The organism is Novosphingobium sp. AP12, from assembly GCF_000281975.1.
In the GTDB taxonomy this organism is placed as follows: Bacteria; Pseudomonadota; Alphaproteobacteria; order Sphingomonadales; family Sphingomonadaceae; genus Novosphingobium.
The window spans coordinates 1-16,657 of record NZ_AKKE01000158.1 but is presented as its reverse complement, the minus strand read 5'-3'; the positions used below and the strand labels follow the sequence as shown (position 1 = coordinate 16,657).

Below are 16,657 nucleotides of genomic sequence, written 5' to 3'. Positions count from 1 at the left end.
CCATGAAGGACGACAACCCGTCGATCGAGACCATGCGCACCCAGCGCGACGAGATTGAACGCCAACTGGCTCAAGCCACGATCGCGCCGATGCAGGAATTCCTCGCGCTGCTGGGCAGCGACGAGATCACGGAGTTCCTTGATCGCCTTGCTTCGGCTGCCAGCCCCCTCGAGGAACGCACGCGGCGCCAGGTCACACAGTGGGCTAGCGCCCGCACGGCCATGGTCAAGATTGGCGACATCGAACTGGCCCGCCTGCGCAAGCTGGTCGACTGATAGGAGGGCTTGCCGTGGCATACGAAGATCAGCTGGCGACACTTCTAGAGCGCAATGCCGCGCTATTCGCCGGCATGGAGCCGATCCAGAACGGCGTCGAGTATCGGCGGGACACGCCTGAAGCGGGAGCCGACCTGCCCATAGATGCACGTTTCAACAGCATTGATCCGCAGACCGGCCTGCGGCGTCGGTATCGGCGGATCGACGCCGCGCCAGGCTTCGTCGATGAAGGGCCGTTCGTAGAGCCGGGCGATGTGGGGCTGATCGGCTATCCTGCCGACTCTAGTCAGCTTCCTGTCAGCGACCCACAAGCCGAGGCGCTGGTTGGCAGGCAAGAGCTGGCTGATCCGTCGGGATCGCAAAAAGTCGGCTTCAGCCTGCTCGCTGGCGTTCCTGTGGCCACTGACCTTGAAAACCTCCTCAAGGAAAAGGTGACCGCGCGGAAGCTCGGTATCGTTCCCAGCGAGGTCGATCAGACGGACAAGGTCCGCGCGCGCTTTGCTTCGGTGGGCATGGGCGTCATCGACTTCCGGGATGCCGGACCGATTGTCGTCTCTGATGAAATCCGGATCACGACACCGCTGCACCTGATCGGCCCGGGTGGCTATTTCGAGAACTATGGCGCGATCCCTCGAGGCGCTTACTGGAAGCTTAAAGATGATGCGGCTCTGCCGGTCGGCAAGGCCCTCATGCGCATTCTGTATCACGGAGCGCAGCGAGATAGCCGCCTTGCCGCGCGGGTCTCAGGCTTCGCCTTCTTCGGCAACAAGGGTAATCTCAACAGCAACGCGGACGGTTTGGTGTTCACTGGAGCGCGGTACGCGCAGGCCGACGACTGCATTTTCCTGCAACACGCGAGAGCCGGGTTTAGGGCAGAGACCGGCGGTCCGCAGGCCGCGACGCAGTCAAACACGCGCCTTCGGCAACTTGTCTCGCTGTATAATCGCGGGAATGGCTTCTTCCTGGCTTGCCCGGACACCGCAGCTTTCGGATTGATTGCAGGCGCGAACGGCGGGTCGGGCTTTAACATCAGCAAGGTTACCGAATTGCTGGGAGCGCTGGCCTGGAACAACGGCGTCGATGGCATCTACATCGAGGGTGATTGGATGCGCGTGCAGGGTTCCGCCTACGATAACAATCGTTGCGGCATCTACGTGAATGGCGCACGCATCGGCGTCAACCTCGACGGCTCGACGGCGGTTCGCAATGGCCTCGATCTGCTCGGCGTCGGCTACGCCACGGACCTTCGCTCCGGCGTCTTCTTTGCGGGGGCGGCACAGGGCTGCTCAGCCAGAGGTCTGGCCACAGGGAACAATACAGACGGTGCGGACGCTGGCCGTTCACCTCAAACCTACGGCCTCATCGTCGGCACCGATCAGGTCGAAGCGCAAGTCGATTATGATATGCCGACATCGCCGCGCGACGGTGTCATCCGTTACATCCGAGTGACGAGCGAAGGGTCCGGCTACACCTTTGCCAATGTCGCAATTACCGGCGCCGCTTCGGGATCTGGTGCGACCGCAACGGCAACCGTGGTCGACGGCAAGGTAGTCGGAATCACGATCACGAATGGCGGTGCGGGTTACGCTGGTCGCCCCGCCTCGCCAGGCTTCCCGGAACTGCCGGGCGCTCCGATCGTCGTCACTATCACCGGCGATGGCACCGGAGCGGCAGCGGTGGCCAGCCACGGCGGCAACGTCTTCGGCCCCGTGAAAGACTACTCGGTCCGCAGCGGCGAGCGGGTAAGCAAGCTGCTGATCGGGGACGGAACGCCGGTCAAGAAAATCTATAGCATCACAGTCAACCAAGCGCTGCCGAATTTGGCCGCAGGCGCGACGGATAGCTGGAACTATGCCAGCTCAGCTTTGGGCATCGCGGCCACCGACACCGATTTCGTACCGTCCGTGCATGTCGCCGGCATGCCAGGCGGGGTGCAAATTACCGTTTCCCTGACCGCAGCAAACACGCTGACGATCACCAGGACCAATCACAGTGCCGCCAGCGTGGCCAGCGGGACTTTCGCCATGCGCGTAATGGTGATGAGGTTCACTACATGATGGCCACTCCTGACGCCTGTGTGGGCGACATTCGGGAGGCGGCGCAATGATATTTCTCCGCTTCCCCTCGCACTTCCCTGTCCGCTCTACGGAACGGAAAGTCTGACTATGGCGCCGCCTAGCATCGCCGCCGCCGACTTGATGCCGCACCACGTGCCTCTCTCGGCTCTGCCGCCCTCGTTCGAGGGCAACGCATGGGCTTATGCCTTCGCGCTGTTCGGCCTTACGCTGGTGTCCTTTCTGTCGCTCAAGAAGCTGCTCAGCGTCCTTACCGAAGCGCGACGCGAGCGCGCGATCGAACGCAAGGTAGGCGTGGGGTTCACTAGGCGGCCTGCCATTCTCTTCTGGACGCCGCTCGGGCTCTTCCGGTGGAAGATCTCCTGCCTCTACGTCTGCATCCTCATGGGCGCATCCGGAGACGTCTTGGTCATGCTGCTTTGGCGGGAGGTCTCGGCACGGACCATGGAGTTCCTGCTGGCGTTCGACCGGGCGCTCGACGGGGCCACCATCGTCCCGTTCATGCTGGCTTTCATGATCGGTGAGTGGTCCGATCAGGCAATTCCTCACGCCCTGATACGCGTCAATGAGGCGGTACGTCCGCCGAAGTGGGATCGCGTGAAGGGTTCCGTTGGCATGACCGGTTTGATCGGCTTCATCGCCTTGGGTGTCACGATAGGCAAGGCATGGAAGTGAAACCGATCCTCGCGGCAGCGGCAGTACCCATCGCACCATCCATCGGCCCGGCCGTCGTCACGCTGGCGGGGCTCGACATCCCTATCTTGGCCCTCGGCCTCTCTACCGCATCGCTACTTCTCGCCCGGTTCGTGGCCCCGCCCAGCCTCGAGAAGATGACCCGAGAGCAGGAATGGGCGCTGACCGCGCTGCTGATCATTATCCTGCTTCTGGCGGTGACGGGCCAGATGCCGCTCGTTGGCAGCGGGAAGCCCATGGAGACGGGCATGGCTGTCGTTACCGGCATCGGGCTCGGCTTCTCCGGCCTGCTCGTCGTGCGGCTGATGCGCGAGCGCGTGATCGCGATGATGAAGGCGATGCTCGGGACGACCGAGCAAGACTAATCCCCACGCGGCCCGGCCGCGACTTCTGAAAGGAAAATCCGATGCCCTATTCACTGGGCCAGCGTTCGCTGGCGCAGCTTGTCGGCGTGCACCCGCTCCTCGTGAGTGTCGCACACCGCGCGATCGCGATCTCGAAGCAGGACTTCACGGTGCAGGAGGGCCTGCGCTCGATCGAGACGCAACGCCTCTACGTGAAGCGCGGTGCATCGAAGACGCTGGCCTCGAAGCACTTGAAGCAGGCCGACGGCTACGGACATGCCATGGATCTCGTACCTTGGCTGAACGGTCAGCCGCGCTGGGAATGGCCGCTGATCTGGGAGATTGCCCAGGCGGTCGACGTCGCCGCTACCGAGTTGGGCGTGAAGCTCATCTGGGGCGCCGTCTGGGATCGTCGAATGGATCAATACGGCGGTGGGGCCGCGGCGCTGAAGGCCGAGGTCGAGGCGTACAAGCTACGCCACCCCGGGCCGGACTTCCTTGATGGCCCGCACTACCAGTTGGCCTGAGATCGTCATGGCCCCCATCCCATCCATCTCGACCGCCGACGGCCGGCGAGCATGGGCCTTCGTCGCGATCTGGCTCGGCTGCATCGTCTTCACGCTCATGGCGGCGTGGGCGATGCACCTGGTGCGCGCCAACCTCCGGTATGTCTTGTTCCTTGGCCTTGCCGCCCACTTGCAGCTGCTCGTGGGGATGGGCGCGCTGGGATTCGTGCTCGGTCGGCGCATGGCGATCCGAGGCTCGCGATCCGGCTTCGAGGTCGATGACCGCGAAATCGCGGCGGCTGCGGCGGGCGCCCAGCTTGCGGCCGAGGCCACTCAAAAAGTCGCAGAGGATTTGAAACCGTGATCGAAGCATTCTTCATCCGCGTCGCTGGGCGCCTGGTGGCCGAGCGATTCCAGCGCGCCGTAGCATGGATACTCGCCGGGTTCGCCCTCCTGGCTATCGTCGCGGCTCTCGTCGCGACCGTCTGGGGCGGTGTCCGCCTCTGGATGCACTTCCACGACGCCGAGGTGGTCGAGCTCCACGAGGAGAGGCGGGAAGCCGCTGCATCAGATGCGCGCGAGATCTCCGCCGAGGAACGCGCCATCGATGCGGTGACCAACCTCCAAGCCGAACGAGAGCGCGAGGAAGCGATTGCCAAGGCCGAGGCAACCGAGGTCGCCAAGCCGCCCGAGCTGCGCGCCGTCGTTCCTCCCACCACCATCGCCCGGCGCTGCGCCCAGCTGCTCAGGACCTACTCGTCGGAGCAACTGGCGAAGATGCCCGCCTACCAGGAGAAGTGCCGATGACCAGTATTGCGCCCGTCAACCAACGCGGTAGCGCGCCTGCCGTCCGTAAAGACGGGGAATGGCCGGATCATGTGCCTGCCGGGCTGTTCAGCTTCTACGCCTGGGGAGACAATCCGCGTGCCGGCATTCTGTTCGGTTGCCCATGCGGCTGCGGCCAGATGATGTCGATCTCGATCGCCGAAGGCGGCAGCGGACAGACTTGGTCGTGGAATGGGAATGAGGGAGCGCCGACCACGACGCCCTCGATCCTTATCTATCAGCTTGAGGAAGGCACGGGCGCGCGCGTGGGCGAGCATTGGCACGGCTACCTCACCGATGGGGAGTTTCGCTCATGCTGAGGCGCACCACCGTCCTCGCCGCCCTTCTGCTGCTTTCTGCATGCAAGACCACCAGTGCTTTCCCGCCACGCCAGGACATGGTCGAAGTCACGGAAGCGAAGCCCACGCCAGGCGCCGACATCCTCACCGACCCGGCCGCCGGCGATCGCTACGACAGCGCTATTGAGGGGTGGGGCGATCGCGTCCGCGCTGCCGGCATGCGGTTGTGCCGGTTCTACGAGCGCACGGGGATGCCCGACGTGGTCTGCCCGAAACAATAGGTGAAACGGTTAGACACTGCCCACCGGACGCCGCGGGAAAGCGTGGGTCGGCGGAGGTAGGTTAGACATTCGCAAGGCGCAGATTTCCGCAGATCGCGAAGCCCGGCTCGGACTTCCACTGGCACTCAAGTCGGGTGCGGATCCCCTGACATAATCAAGCTTACCAGGTTTCCCGCGGAATGAAGCGGGGGGAAAGGGCGCGGTAACGCCCTCGCCGACGGCTGACACCGTCATGACCTACCCGGCCTGCGACAGGCCATCCCCGCACCCCTCGAGAGGGCGGGGGCCATATGGAAGGGCACATCTGTGCTGTCGAATCTTTTTCCGGAGATCGTTGACCAAGTACATCCAGCGGCCGCCTACATCGGAGGTAAGCGTAAGCTCTCCCGGGTGATATGCCGTGCCGTCGATCGCATCCCGCACCGCCGCTACGCTGAGGTTTTCGTAGGTATGGGCGGAGTTTTCCTGCGTCGTACCCGCGTGCCGTCAGCCGAGTTTATCAACGACTGGTCCGAAGACGTTTCCACCTTCTTCCGCATCTTGCAGCGGCATTACGTGGCGTTTTTGGACATGCTTCGTTACCAGCTCGCGACTCGCTCTGGGTTCGAGCGATTGATCCGTGTCGATCCATCGACGCAGACCGACCTCGAGCGGGCAGCGCGCTTCCTCTATCTCCAGCGCCTCGCTTATGGCGGCAAAGTAACCTCACGGTCATTTGGCGTGGACCCCTGCGGTTCAAGCGGGTTTGATGTGTCGAAGGTGGGACCGCTCCTGGAGACGATCCACGAACGCTTGGCCGGCGTCACGATCGAGCGTTTGCCATGGTTCGACTTCATCACTCGGTACGACACGCCTGAAACGCTATTCTATCTTGATCCGCCCTACTACGGATCAGAAGCCGACTACGGCAAAGAGCTGTTCGATAGGTCTCAGTTTGCCGCCATGGCCGAAAAGCTTGAGGCCGCCCAAGGCCGGTTCCTGCTGAGCCTTAATGATCACGCGGCGGTTCGAGAGACCTTTGCTGCCTTCTCGATGGTGGAAGTAGAACTCACATATTCAGTGGGCGGGGGGAACAGCATCAAGCCGGTGACTGAGTTGGTGATCAGCAACGTCTCGCAAGCTGAGCTCCAAAGGGTAATGGCCTGACATGCGTGGGCGATCGACGCGCACCTGATGTTGATCGCCCTGCATAGTCGAAAACACGTTCAGCGAAACGACTGAGCTCATCTATGTGACCTGACTGTCCCGCACGGTGCCCAAACTGGCCGGCGTTACGGCTACCCCATGCATTTGGCGGTAGTTACTTCCGTGGATATCTAGTCGGGAAGGGGGTGAGGGCCTCTAGATGTACCCACTCCGCCATGCCAACATTCTGGCATGAACAAGAAGTATCAGATTTTTATCTCCTCTACATTCGCTGATCTGGTTGAAGAGCGGCAAGCGATATCCCGCGCCATCTTAGACATGGGTCACATCCCCGCAGGCATGGAGATGTTTCCGGCAGCAGACGTAGAACAGCTGACTTACATCGAAAAGGTTATAGACGAGTGCGACTACTATGTCCTCGTGATTGGTGCACGGTATGGATCCCTCGATGAAGAGGGAGTGAGTTACACTCAACGAGAGTACGAATACGCCGTTAAAAATGGTAAAACTGTTATCGCCTTTCCGCACAGGCAACCGGACGCGATCCCACAGGGCAAAACAGACAAAGACGACTCTAAGCGACATAAGCTAGAGGCATTCCTTGCAATCGTAACAACTGGCCGGTTGGTTCAATATTGGGAAAGCGCAATGGAACTGCGCGCGAATGCTATTGTCTCTTTGACAAAAGCATTCTCTGAAAGCCCACAGACCGGTTGGGTGCGGGCAAACTTAGTTGCATCCGAAAGTGCCCTTTCTGATGTGGTCAAGTACCGTGAGGAAAACGACAAACTCCGAAGCGAACTAAATAATTTGCGGACCAGCATAGCTCCAAAATTCGATGATGTTGCTAGCTTAGATACAGAGTTTAAGTTTCCCTTTACCTATCGTGAGCGGAATGCGGGGCAAAAGAGTAGCATCACGTTGCCGGCTTATAAATTTTTTATGGATGTAGCGGCTACACTATTCAACCCTGTGACTTTGGAAGGCGTGAAGGTGTCATTTGATCGTGCCATAACAGAGCGTCATGGTCGCGTAACTAGTGGATACGGGGTGTCATCACAACGGACGCAAATACATGATGTGTTGTTGCATCTTGTTGCTTCAGGACTTGTTAGAATGGAGTCTGCCAAAAGCACCGACAGAAAGAGGAGTGTGACGGGATACCAACTTACTCCGCTGGGTATTAAGTATTGGCAGGAAAACTCCTATGTAAAATCGGAAGTCTGAACACAGAACGGTTCATATATTTCGAGCGTATAGTACTTGCTCCCGACGAGGATAATTTGCGATTCTTGCAAGGGTGGCGATAACTATTGGACGATGGGATCCGTGTTTTGGCGGCGAAAGCGATCGTCAACGCGGTTAAGATGGTGAACGAACTCTCTAGGAAAGAGCGCTTCAGGGAATCGAACCCGCGCTAGACTGAGGCTCGCTGCCATGTACGGTTATGGCGTGTTCCCTCTACCCGCTCCAGCCCTTCCTGCCTCCAGTATTATACGGCGTAACCGCGCTGAGGCAGCCTTCGCGGGGCGCGGGGCGGTGAGGTTCATCGATGGGCGGGCCGCTTGCATGGCGCTGGCAACCGGCGTGCCCGGCGGCATCGCCTACAAACCACTCCCCAGATTCGGCCTGCCAATTTCCCGGTGTCGCAGGGGGGAAAAACGGGGGGAAACGCGCAGTTAGGTGGCGGGGATTCCCTTGCGGTTTTATCCGGGCAATCCCTCCTAGAACCATGCCCCGATCCATATCCTCGCTGGTGTCCTCAAGACACCCAGGGACAAGACCGAACGGGATCGGATATGCGCCCTGCGCTGTTAGGAGCGACTGCCGGAATGGTTCTCGCCAGCCCCGCCTATGGCCAAGCGGTCGACGACCGGGAAATCTACGGCTTCGGTCAGGTGGACGTCATCCACGACACCGACCAGGTCGATCCCGCGTTGGAAGACGCCTTCCGTCCCTCCAAGATTCCGACCGACCCCGGCCTCTACGGGTCCGACGGGCAGACCTCGGTTTCGGTGAAGCAGTAGCGGCTGGGCTTCAAGGCGAGCGGCGAGGCGGGCGGCCAGGACTTCGAGACCAAGTTCGAATTCGACCTGTTCGGCGTCGGCGGCGATGCCGGGCAGACGACCTTCCGCCTGCGGCACGCCTATGGCCGCTGGGGCCCGGTGCTGGGAGGCCAGACCAACAGCCTGTTCATGGACGGCGACCTTTTCCCCATGTCATCGACTACAGGGGCCCGACCGGCATGGTGTTCCGGCGCAGCCCGCAGCTGCGGCTCTACATCGCCGCGTGCTCGCCTATACGCGCTATCTCAACCAGCTCGGCCTCGACTCCACCTACACCGACAGCTTCGGACGCACGTCCGATCTCCACCGGCGCCAGGACCTGCAGCTGCAGAAGGCGCTGCTCTATTTCAAGGGCTGGATGTTCGATCCGAACTTCCGCTACCTGCTCTACGTCTGGACGAGCAACACCAGCCAGGGACAGGGCGCCCAGCTCGTGCTCGGCGGCAATGTCGGCTACCGGTTCAGCGACGCGTTCAGCCTCTATGCGGGCATCGGCTCGCTGCGGACCACGCGTTCGACCAACTACACCTTCCCCAACTGGCTCAAGGTGGACAACCGCACCATCGCCGACGACTACTTCCGCGGTTCCTACACCTCGGGCATCTGGGCTTCCGGGACGATCGCCAAGGGGTTGCAGTACCGCGTGATGCTCGGCAACAACCTCAGCCAGCTCGGGGTCGATTCGGGGCAGCTCGACGCCGGCTTCAACACCGTCTCCGGCGCGCTGACCTGGATGCCCACCACGGGCGAGTACGGCCCGGCGCAGGGCTTCGGCGACTATGAATACCACAGGGAGATAGCCACGCTCTTCAGCGTCAATGTCTCCCGCAGCCGCGAGGATGCCGAAAGCCAGCCCGGCGTGAACGACTTCGAGAACAGCCAGCTTCGCCTCTCGGACGGCACCCGCCTGTTCCAGCCGGACGCGTTCCTCACCGGGGGGCAGATCACCAAGGCGACCTACAAGCTCCTCGCCGCCAGCGCCGGTTTCAAGTACAAAGGCTGGTCTCTGGAAGGCGAGTTCTACCGCCGCTGGCTCGACGACTTCAAGGTCGTGGGCAACATTCCGATCGACAGCGTCGACGACTATGGTTTCCAGATCCAGGCGTCGATGATGGCCATCCCCGACAAGTTGCAGTTCTACGCGGCGGGCTCGAAGATCTACGGCGACTACGGAGACCCGAGCGACCTCAGCCTCGGCGTGAACTGGTATCCGATGGGCCGTCGCGAACTGCGCATCAACGGCCAGGCCCAGTATCTCGACAAGTCCCCGGTCGGCTTCGCGGCCGTGCCCTACATCGTCGGCGGCGACGGCTGGGTCTTCAGCACGGACGTGATGCTGAGCTTCTGACCGACCACGGGAGAGCCGGAACAGCGTTTCAGGCGCGGGAACACGCCCAGCGCGCCGAAAACCGCCGATGTCTGGGTGGAAGTGCCTTTAGGAAGGTGGTGCCGCTTACAGGATTCGAACCTGTGACCCCATCATTACGAATGATGTGCTCTACCGACTGAGCTAAAGCGGCGTGCCTTGCGGGCAGGCGGGCCATTTACATGGCAGAGGGGTCGGACGCAATCGCCTTTCGCGGGTTTTTTGTGAGCGCTCGAAGTGTCCTCATGCGGCGAAGGTTCGGGTCATCGTGCGGGTCATGGCCTCGATCGGGGCGGGGCGGGCGAAGAGGTAGCCCTGGCCCAACTCGCAACCCATTTCGGCGAGGCGGCGCCGCTGCTGGGGGGTCTCGACGCCCTCGGCGACCACCTGCTTGCGCAGGCCATGGCCCAGGCCGATGATGGCGCGGATGATCTCCTCGCTCTGGCCGTCGTCCTCGAACAGGCTGAGCGTGAACGAGCGGTCGATCTTGAGGATGTCGAAGGGCAGGTGCTTGAGGTGGATCAGCGAGGCGTAGCCGGTGCCGAAGTCGTCCAGCGCCACGGAAACGCCTGCGTCGTGCAGCAGGCCGAGCGCCCTGGCGGTGTCGTCGATCGCGCGGTCGAGCACGAAGTCCTCGGTCACCTCGATGCACAGCCGCTCGGGCGCGATGCCGTTGTCGCGGATGCGGGCGAGCAGGCGCGCGGCGGCGTGCGGGCTGTCGAGCTGCGCGGCGGTGAGATTGACCGAGAGGCGCGGGAGCAGGTCGGGATGGTCGCGCAAGGCGGCGAGCGCCTGACCCAGCACGTGCTGCTGCACCGCGAAGCCGGTCTTCCCCTCGTTCAGCATGTCGCCGAAGGTCACGGGCGTCATCGTGCCGTGGACCGGGTGCTGCCAGCGCAGCAGCGCCTCGTAGGAATTCGCCGCGCCGGTCTGGAGATCGACGATCGGCTGGTAGTGCAGCGAGAACTCGCCGCGTTCGATGCCAAGGCCCGCCTCCTCGCTGAAGACCCGGCGCCGGTCGAGCCGGGCGCGTAGCGGCGGATCGTACTTCTGCAGGCGGCGGCGGCCCGTCTGCTTGGCCTGGTAGAGCGCGAGATCGGCATTCTTGACCAGCACCTCGGGCGTGACGGCATCCTCGGGGAAGCGCGCCGAGCCGATGCTGAGCGAGAGCGCCCACGACCGGCCGGCGTGGGTGAGGGTGGTGCCCTGCAGCGCCTCGAGCGCGTTCTGGATGCACTGCTGCTCACCCGCGCCGCCGGGGAGGAGGATGGCGAATTCGTCGCCGCCGATGCGCGAGACCTGCGCGCGTCCGCTGCTCGCCTCGACGAGGCCCTGGCCGACGCTTTCGAGCAACATGTCGCCGCCGTCGTGGCCGAGGCGGTCGTTGATGTCCTTGAGATGATCGACGTCGATCAGCAGCAGCATGAACGGCGCGCGGCCGGGTGCCTCGCACAGGGCGCGCAGGCCGGTCTGGAAGGCAGCGCGGTTGCCGAGGCCGGTGAGGAAGTCGGTCTGGGCGGCGCGGCGGAAAGTCTCGCTTTCCACCTGGATGACCTTGCGCGCCTGCTCGGCGGCATCGCGCTCGTTGCGCAGCAGGCGGAAGCGGTCGGCGATGGCGAGCGAGAGGGCCACCGATTCGAAGGCGAGGGCGGCGAAAGTGCCCATGTCGATGGTGTCGTCCTGCACCAGCAGGCCGAAATTGCGGCCGACGCGCAGGGCGAACACGGCGAGCACCGGGGTCCAGCCCGCAAGGTAGAACCACACGACCCGGCTGCGGGCGCGCAGCGCGATGACGACGCCGGTGCCCACGCACAGAGCGCTCATGACGAAGACGACGTTGAGCACGCGGTCGACGATGACGGGGCTGGCGAACCAGCCGCTCCATGCGGCGATCCCGACCAGTACGTTCGACACGGCGAAGGCCCAGCCGGCGCGGGCCAGCCAGCGCGGCAGCACGCCTTCCTCGATCACCGAGACGAAGAACATGTTGCCCGCCGCGATCAGGCCGGAGACGAGCAGGTAGTTGGCATCCACCGCGATCGGGCCGGCAAAGCCCGGGATCGCGAAGGCGGCCATGTTGGTCCAGCTGAAACCGTAGCCCAGCGCCAGCGTCGACCAGACGAGATACCACCGCTGGAAGACCAGCCGCTGCCCGGTGTAGATCAGCAGGTTGTAGGCGAAGGCCGAAAGGATGGCGCCGGCGAATATGCCCATCAGCGCCAGCCACCGGCCGTCGAGCGTCGCGGCGTCCTCGGGCGTCGCGGCGGAGAGCTTGCGCATCAGCGAGAGGTCGTCGAGGCGGTGGTAGCCCACGTAGACGGCGCGAACATCGGCGCCGGGCCTGTCGATCGTGAAGCGCAGCATGCCGCCGGGGGCTGCGTGGTCGCCGACGATCGCGCGCGTCAGGCCCATGCGCTGGACGCTCCCGTCGGTGGCCACCACCAGCGCGGTCATGCGCTCGAACCGGGACTGGTCGATGAGCAGGCGCCAGCGGGCGGGCATCTGCGAAAGCACGCGCGGGTCGCGGACCTTCAGCCACACCCAGCCGTCGCGGTAGGTCGCGTAGGCGGGCGTTTTTGCGCAGTCGAAGGGGAGCGCGCCGACCACAGCGGCGTCGGCCGGAAGGCTCGCCGGGGCGACTGCGACGCAGGCGTCGGAGCGCAGGCGGACGATCTCCGCCTGTGCCGCTGCTGGCCACGCCAGCGCCGCGACTATCGCCGACAGCAAGATCAGAATCGAACGTATCGGCATCCCAAGCCCCTACACACCGGGAGGATGCTTAGGCCCCCCACCGGAATAAATGGTTAACGCCCGTGGAGGATTTTGCCCCCGTGCCCCTCGCCGCCCCGCCTGTCCGGACTCTAATGCGAAGGTCGGGTCATACCTACGGGTGATATCCCTGATCCCACCTTTGGGCCCAGATGGACGGCGCCGGAGCAGGGACGGGCTCCGTTTCGCAATGTTCCAATTATTCGAATGTAACGCATCATTTTATCCGGCTTTCTCGAAGGCGGGATGTGAGCAAAAAGGTTCTCACCGGGCAGCAACGCCCACTCAGGAGGAGTTTTCGAGATGACCATCACCGCTGCCCCCACTGCCACCGCAACCCCCGGCAAGTCGCTGATCTCGCCCGATAATCATGCACTGGTCCTGATCGACTTCCAATCGCAGATGGCGTTTGCCACCAAGTCGATCTCGGCCGAACTGCTGCGCAACAACGCCGCGCTGGTCTCGCGTGCCGCCAAGTCGTTCAACGTGCCGACGATCCTCACCACCGTCGCTGAAAAGAGCTTCTCGGGCCCGATGTTCGACGAGATCGTCGAGGCCTTCGACGGCCAGCCGATGCTCGACCGCACCAGCATGAACACCTGGGAAGACGCCGCGGTGATCGAAGAGATCAACCGCATCGGCAAGCCCCGCATCGTCTTCGCGGGGCTGTGGACCTCGGTCTGCATCGTCGGCCCGGTCGCCTCCGCCATCGACCAGGGTTTCGAGGCCTACGTCATCACCGATGCCAGCGGCGACATCTCGACTGAGGCGCACGAGCGCGCGGTGGAGCGCATGATCCAGCTCGGCGCCGTGCCGATGACCTCGCTCCAGTACCTGCTCGAACTGCAGCGCGACTGGGCCCGCACCGAGACTTACGACAGCACCACCGGCATCGCCCGCAAGTGGGGCGGCGCCTACGGCCTGGGTGTTACTTACGCCAAGACCATGTTCGGCGCCTCCGAAGGCGGTCACTGATCTCTCACGGGGCCGGCGGGCCTCACCCCCCGCGTCCGCCGGTCCCACCCCCTTTTCTTTCCCCACCTCCACACCAGCAAGGAACAGCATCATGGCTTACGTAACCACTAAGGACGGCGTCGAGATCTTCTACAAGGACTGGGGACCGAAGGACGCCCAGCCGATCGTCTTCCATCACGGCTGGCCGCTCTCGTCGGACGACTGGGACGCGCAGATGCTGTTCTTCCTGGCCGAGGGCTACCGCGTCGTAGCCCATGACCGCCGCGGCCACGGCCGCTCCGCGCAGGTGAGTGAGGGTCACGACATGGCGCACTACGCCGCCGATGCCGCCGCCGTCATGGAACATCTCGACCTCAGGAATGCCGTCCACATCGGCCACTCGACCGGCGGCGGCGAGGTTGCTGCCTACGTCGCACGCCACGGCATCCCGCAGGGCCGCGTCGCCAAGGCCGTGCTGGTGAGCGCGGTGCCGCCGATCATGCTGGAGACCGAGCGCTACCCCGGCGGCCTGCCGATCGCCGTGTTCGACGGTCTGCGCAGTGCGCTCGCCGCCAACCGCGCGCAGTTCTTCCGCGACCTCGCCGCCGGTCCGTTCTACGGCTTCAACCGCGAGGGCGCCGAAGTCTCGACCGCCGTGGTCGACAACTGGTGGCGCCAGGGCATGATGGGCAGCGCCAAGGCGCACTACGACGGCATCAAGGCCTTCTCCGAGACCGACCAGACCGACGACCTCAAGGCCATCACCGTCCCGACGCTGGTGCTCCACGGCGACGACGACCAGATCGTCCCCTACAAGCATGCCGGCGTGCTCTCGGCCGAGATTCTGCCGCAAGGGACGCTCAAGATCTACGAGGGCTATCCGCACGGCATGCTGACGGTCCACGCCGACGTCATCAACCCGGACCTGCTGGCCTTCGTGAAGGCCTGACCTAAAAGACCGAACGCCGAGGAGACTTAAGATGAAACCCTATCTTCTCTCGCTTGCCGCCGGGCTGCTGGTGGGTGTCGTCTACAGCTTCCTCGGCGTTCGTTCGCCCGCACCGCCGATGATCGCGCTGGTCGGCCTGCTGGGCATCCTGCTCGGCGAGCAGCTGGTGCCGCTGGCGAAGAAGGCGTGGGCGTCCGAGGACGTCGCCCACTTCGTCCAGACGGACTGCCGCGATCATGTGCTCGGCCGCCTGCCCGGCGACAAGCCCGCGCGCAAGGCCGACGCATGATAACCCGCCGCCAGACCATTGCGGGGGCGGCCGCCAGCTCGCTCCTGCCCACCCTGCTTCACGCCCAGACGAACCGACCGAAGGACGCCCCCATGACCGACACGATCATCATCAACGCCAAGGTCACCACCCTCGACCGCGCGAACCCGGTGGCCGAGGCCGTGGCGATCCGGGACGGCAAGTTCCTCGCCGTCGGCAGCGAGGCTGAAGTGCGCGCGGCGGCTCCCGAGGCCACCGTGATCGACGCCAGGGGGCACCGCCTGATCCCCGGCCTCATCGACAGCCACATGCACATCATCCGAGGCGGGCTGAACTTCAACATGGAGCTGCGCTGGGACGGCGTGACCAGCCTGTCCGAGGCGATGGCGATGCTGAAGGCCCAGGTCGACAAGACGCCCGCCCCGCAGTGGGTGCGCGTGGTCGGCGGCTTCACCGAGCACCAGTTCGCCGAAAAGCGCCTGCCGACGATCGCCGAACTCAACGCGGTCGCCCCCGACACCCCGGTGTTCATCCTCCACCTCTACGACCGCGCGCTGCTCAACGCCGCGGCGCTCAGGGTGGTGGGCTACACCAAGGACACCCCGAACCCGCCGGGCGGCGAGATCGTGCGCGACGGACAAGGCAATCCCACCGGCCTGCTGCTCGCCCAGCCCAACGCGACGATCCTCTATTCCACGCTCGCCAAGGGCCCCAAGCTGCCGCCCGAGTACCAGATCAACTCGACCCGCCACTTCATGCGCGAAGTCAACGCGCTGGGCGTCACCGGCGTGATCGACGCAGGCGGCGGTTTCCAGAACTACCCCGACGACTACGACATCATCGAGAAGCTGCACGCCGACGACCAGCTGACGGTGCGCATCAGCTACAACCTGTTCACGCAGAAGCCCAAGGAGGAGCTGGCCGATTTCCAGGGCTGGGTCTCGCAGGTGAAGCCCGGCCAGGGCGACGATACCTATCGCCACAACGGCGCTGGCGAGATGCTCGTCTACTCCGCCGCCGACTTCGAGGACTTCCGCCAGCCCCGCCCCGACATGCCGCCCAGCATGGAAGGCGATCTCGAACCCGTCATCCGCCTGCTCGCCGAGAACCGCTGGCCCTGGCGCCTCCACGCCACTTACGACGAGACGATCGGCCGCGCGCTCGACGTCTACGAGAAGGTCAACGCGGACATCCCGCTGCAGGGCATCAACTGGTTCTTCGACCACGCCGAAACCATCTCGGACCGCAACATCGACCGCATCGCCGCGCTCGGCGGCGGCATCGCCGTCCAGCACCGCATGGCCTACCAGGGCGAGGATTTCGTGGCGCGCTACGGTGCCAAGGCTGCCGAGCGCACTCCGCCGATCGCGCGGATGCAGGCTGCCGGGATTCCCGTGGGCGGCGGCACCGACGCCACCCGCGTCGCCAGCTATAACCCGTGGGTCTCGCTCTCGTGGCTGGTCACCGGGCGCACTGTGGGCGGCCTCTCGCTCTACCGCGGCGACAACCGCATGAGCCGCGAAAAGGCGCTGCGCATGTGGACGCACGAGAACACCTGGTTCTCCAGCGAAGTGGGCAAGAGGGGCCAGATCATGGCCGGCCAGCTCGCCGATCTGGCGCTGCTCTCGGACGATTACTTCGCGGTTCCGGACAACGAGATCGTCCACATCCGCTCGATCCTGACGATGCTGGGCGGCAAGGTCGTCCACGGTGACGGCGACTTCCGTCCGCTCGCCGCCGAGCTGCCGCGCCCGATGCCCGACTGGTCGCCGGTCGCCACTTTCGGCGGCTACTACCAGACACCCGAGGCCAAGCAGAAGCTCGCCTCGGCCTGCGGCTGG

General features: G+C 64.0%; 18 protein-coding genes and 1 tRNA gene. 17 read left to right on the top strand and 2 right to left on the bottom strand.

What is annotated here, in order from left to right:
- Positions 1-2 precede the first annotated feature (2 nt).
- The 13 genes from PMI02_RS22495 to PMI02_RS22435 all read left to right on the top strand — a co-directional run bounded on the left by PMI02_RS22495 (position 3) and on the right by PMI02_RS22435 (position 9,858).
- Positions 3-275, top strand: coding sequence for a hypothetical protein (locus PMI02_RS22495; RefSeq protein WP_007685858.1), 273 nt, complete (start codon positions 3-5; stop codon positions 273-275).
- 14 nt (positions 276-289) lie between these two features.
- On the top strand, positions 290-2,332 hold the full coding sequence (locus PMI02_RS22490) for a hypothetical protein (protein WP_007687333.1): 2,043 nt from the start codon (positions 290-292) through the stop codon (positions 2,330-2,332).
- 108 nt (positions 2,333-2,440) lie between these two features.
- Entirely contained in the window at positions 2,441-3,025 is a 585-nt protein-coding gene (locus tag PMI02_RS22485; protein ID WP_007687331.1) for a hypothetical protein, read from the top strand.
- Complete coding sequence (locus PMI02_RS22480) at positions 3,016-3,408, top strand: hypothetical protein (RefSeq protein ID WP_007687316.1); 393 nt, start codon at positions 3,016-3,018, stop codon at positions 3,406-3,408. Before PMI02_RS22485 ends, PMI02_RS22480 begins: the two co-directional genes overlap by 10 nt.
- A gap of 41 nt (positions 3,409-3,449) precedes the next feature.
- A complete protein-coding gene (locus PMI02_RS22475) occupies positions 3,450-3,914 on the top strand; it encodes a hypothetical protein (RefSeq protein ID WP_007687314.1) in 465 nt (154 codons plus the stop codon).
- Positions 3,889-4,257, top strand: coding sequence for a hypothetical protein (locus tag PMI02_RS22470; RefSeq protein ID WP_157222655.1), 369 nt, complete (start codon positions 3,889-3,891; stop codon positions 4,255-4,257). The genes PMI02_RS22475 and PMI02_RS22470 overlap by 26 nt, the downstream gene beginning before the upstream one ends.
- Positions 4,254-4,700, top strand: a complete 447-nt coding sequence (locus PMI02_RS22465; protein WP_007687310.1) for a hypothetical protein — start codon at positions 4,254-4,256, stop codon at positions 4,698-4,700. Before PMI02_RS22470 ends, PMI02_RS22465 begins: the two co-directional genes overlap by 4 nt.
- Complete coding sequence (locus PMI02_RS22460; RefSeq protein WP_007687309.1) at positions 4,697-5,038, top strand: DUF6527 family protein; 342 nt, start codon at positions 4,697-4,699, stop codon at positions 5,036-5,038. The genes PMI02_RS22465 and PMI02_RS22460 overlap by 4 nt, the downstream gene beginning before the upstream one ends.
- On the top strand, positions 5,032-5,298 hold the full coding sequence (locus tag PMI02_RS22455) for a hypothetical protein (protein WP_007687307.1): 267 nt from the start codon (positions 5,032-5,034) through the stop codon (positions 5,296-5,298). Before PMI02_RS22460 ends, PMI02_RS22455 begins: the two co-directional genes overlap by 7 nt.
- Positions 5,299-5,604: 306 nt before the next feature.
- Entirely contained in the window at positions 5,605-6,444 is an 840-nt protein-coding gene (locus PMI02_RS22450) for a DNA adenine methylase (RefSeq protein WP_202948646.1), read from the top strand.
- Positions 6,445-6,675: 231 nt separating this feature from the next.
- The gene (locus PMI02_RS26650) at positions 6,676-7,671 is read left to right on the top strand and encodes a DUF4062 domain-containing protein (protein WP_081496762.1); all 996 of its coding nucleotides are present in this window, start codon (positions 6,676-6,678) and stop codon (positions 7,669-7,671) included.
- A gap of 605 nt (positions 7,672-8,276) precedes the next feature.
- Positions 8,277-8,471: a hypothetical protein gene (locus PMI02_RS22440; RefSeq protein WP_007687301.1), complete on the top strand. Its 195-nt coding sequence runs from the start codon at positions 8,277-8,279 to the stop codon at positions 8,469-8,471.
- Between the two features lie 262 nt (positions 8,472-8,733).
- The gene (locus PMI02_RS22435; RefSeq protein ID WP_007687299.1) at positions 8,734-9,858 is read left to right on the top strand and encodes a hypothetical protein; all 1,125 of its coding nucleotides are present in this window, start codon (positions 8,734-8,736) and stop codon (positions 9,856-9,858) included.
- 96 nt (positions 9,859-9,954) lie between these two features.
- On the opposite strand, the gene PMI02_RS22430 is transcribed toward PMI02_RS22435, so the two are convergent.
- A tRNA-Thr gene (locus PMI02_RS22430) sits at positions 9,955-10,030 on the bottom strand.
- An 89-nt stretch (positions 10,031-10,119) separates the two neighbouring features.
- Positions 10,120-12,627, bottom strand: coding sequence for a bifunctional diguanylate cyclase/phosphodiesterase (locus PMI02_RS22425; RefSeq protein WP_007687297.1), 2,508 nt, complete (start codon positions 12,625-12,627; stop codon positions 10,120-10,122).
- Positions 12,628-12,948: 321 nt separating this feature from the next.
- On the opposite strand from PMI02_RS22425, the gene PMI02_RS22420 reads away from it, so the two are divergent.
- From PMI02_RS22420 to PMI02_RS22405, 4 genes are all read left to right on the top strand, one after another.
- A complete protein-coding gene (locus tag PMI02_RS22420; protein ID WP_007687289.1) occupies positions 12,949-13,620 on the top strand; it encodes a hydrolase in 672 nt (223 codons plus the stop codon).
- 91 nt (positions 13,621-13,711) lie between these two features.
- Positions 13,712-14,548 carry an alpha/beta fold hydrolase gene (locus tag PMI02_RS22415; protein ID WP_007687287.1) on the top strand — a complete coding sequence of 279 codons (837 nt, stop codon included), beginning with the start codon at positions 13,712-13,714 and terminating at the stop codon, positions 14,546-14,548.
- A 31-nt stretch (positions 14,549-14,579) separates the two neighbouring features.
- Complete coding sequence (locus tag PMI02_RS22410) at positions 14,580-14,837, top strand: DUF1427 family protein (protein ID WP_007687286.1); 258 nt, start codon at positions 14,580-14,582, stop codon at positions 14,835-14,837.
- Positions 14,838-14,929: 92 nt separating this feature from the next.
- A partial coding sequence (locus tag PMI02_RS22405) for an amidohydrolase (protein ID WP_036505096.1) occupies positions 14,930-16,657 on the top strand: 1,728 nt, incomplete at its 3' end.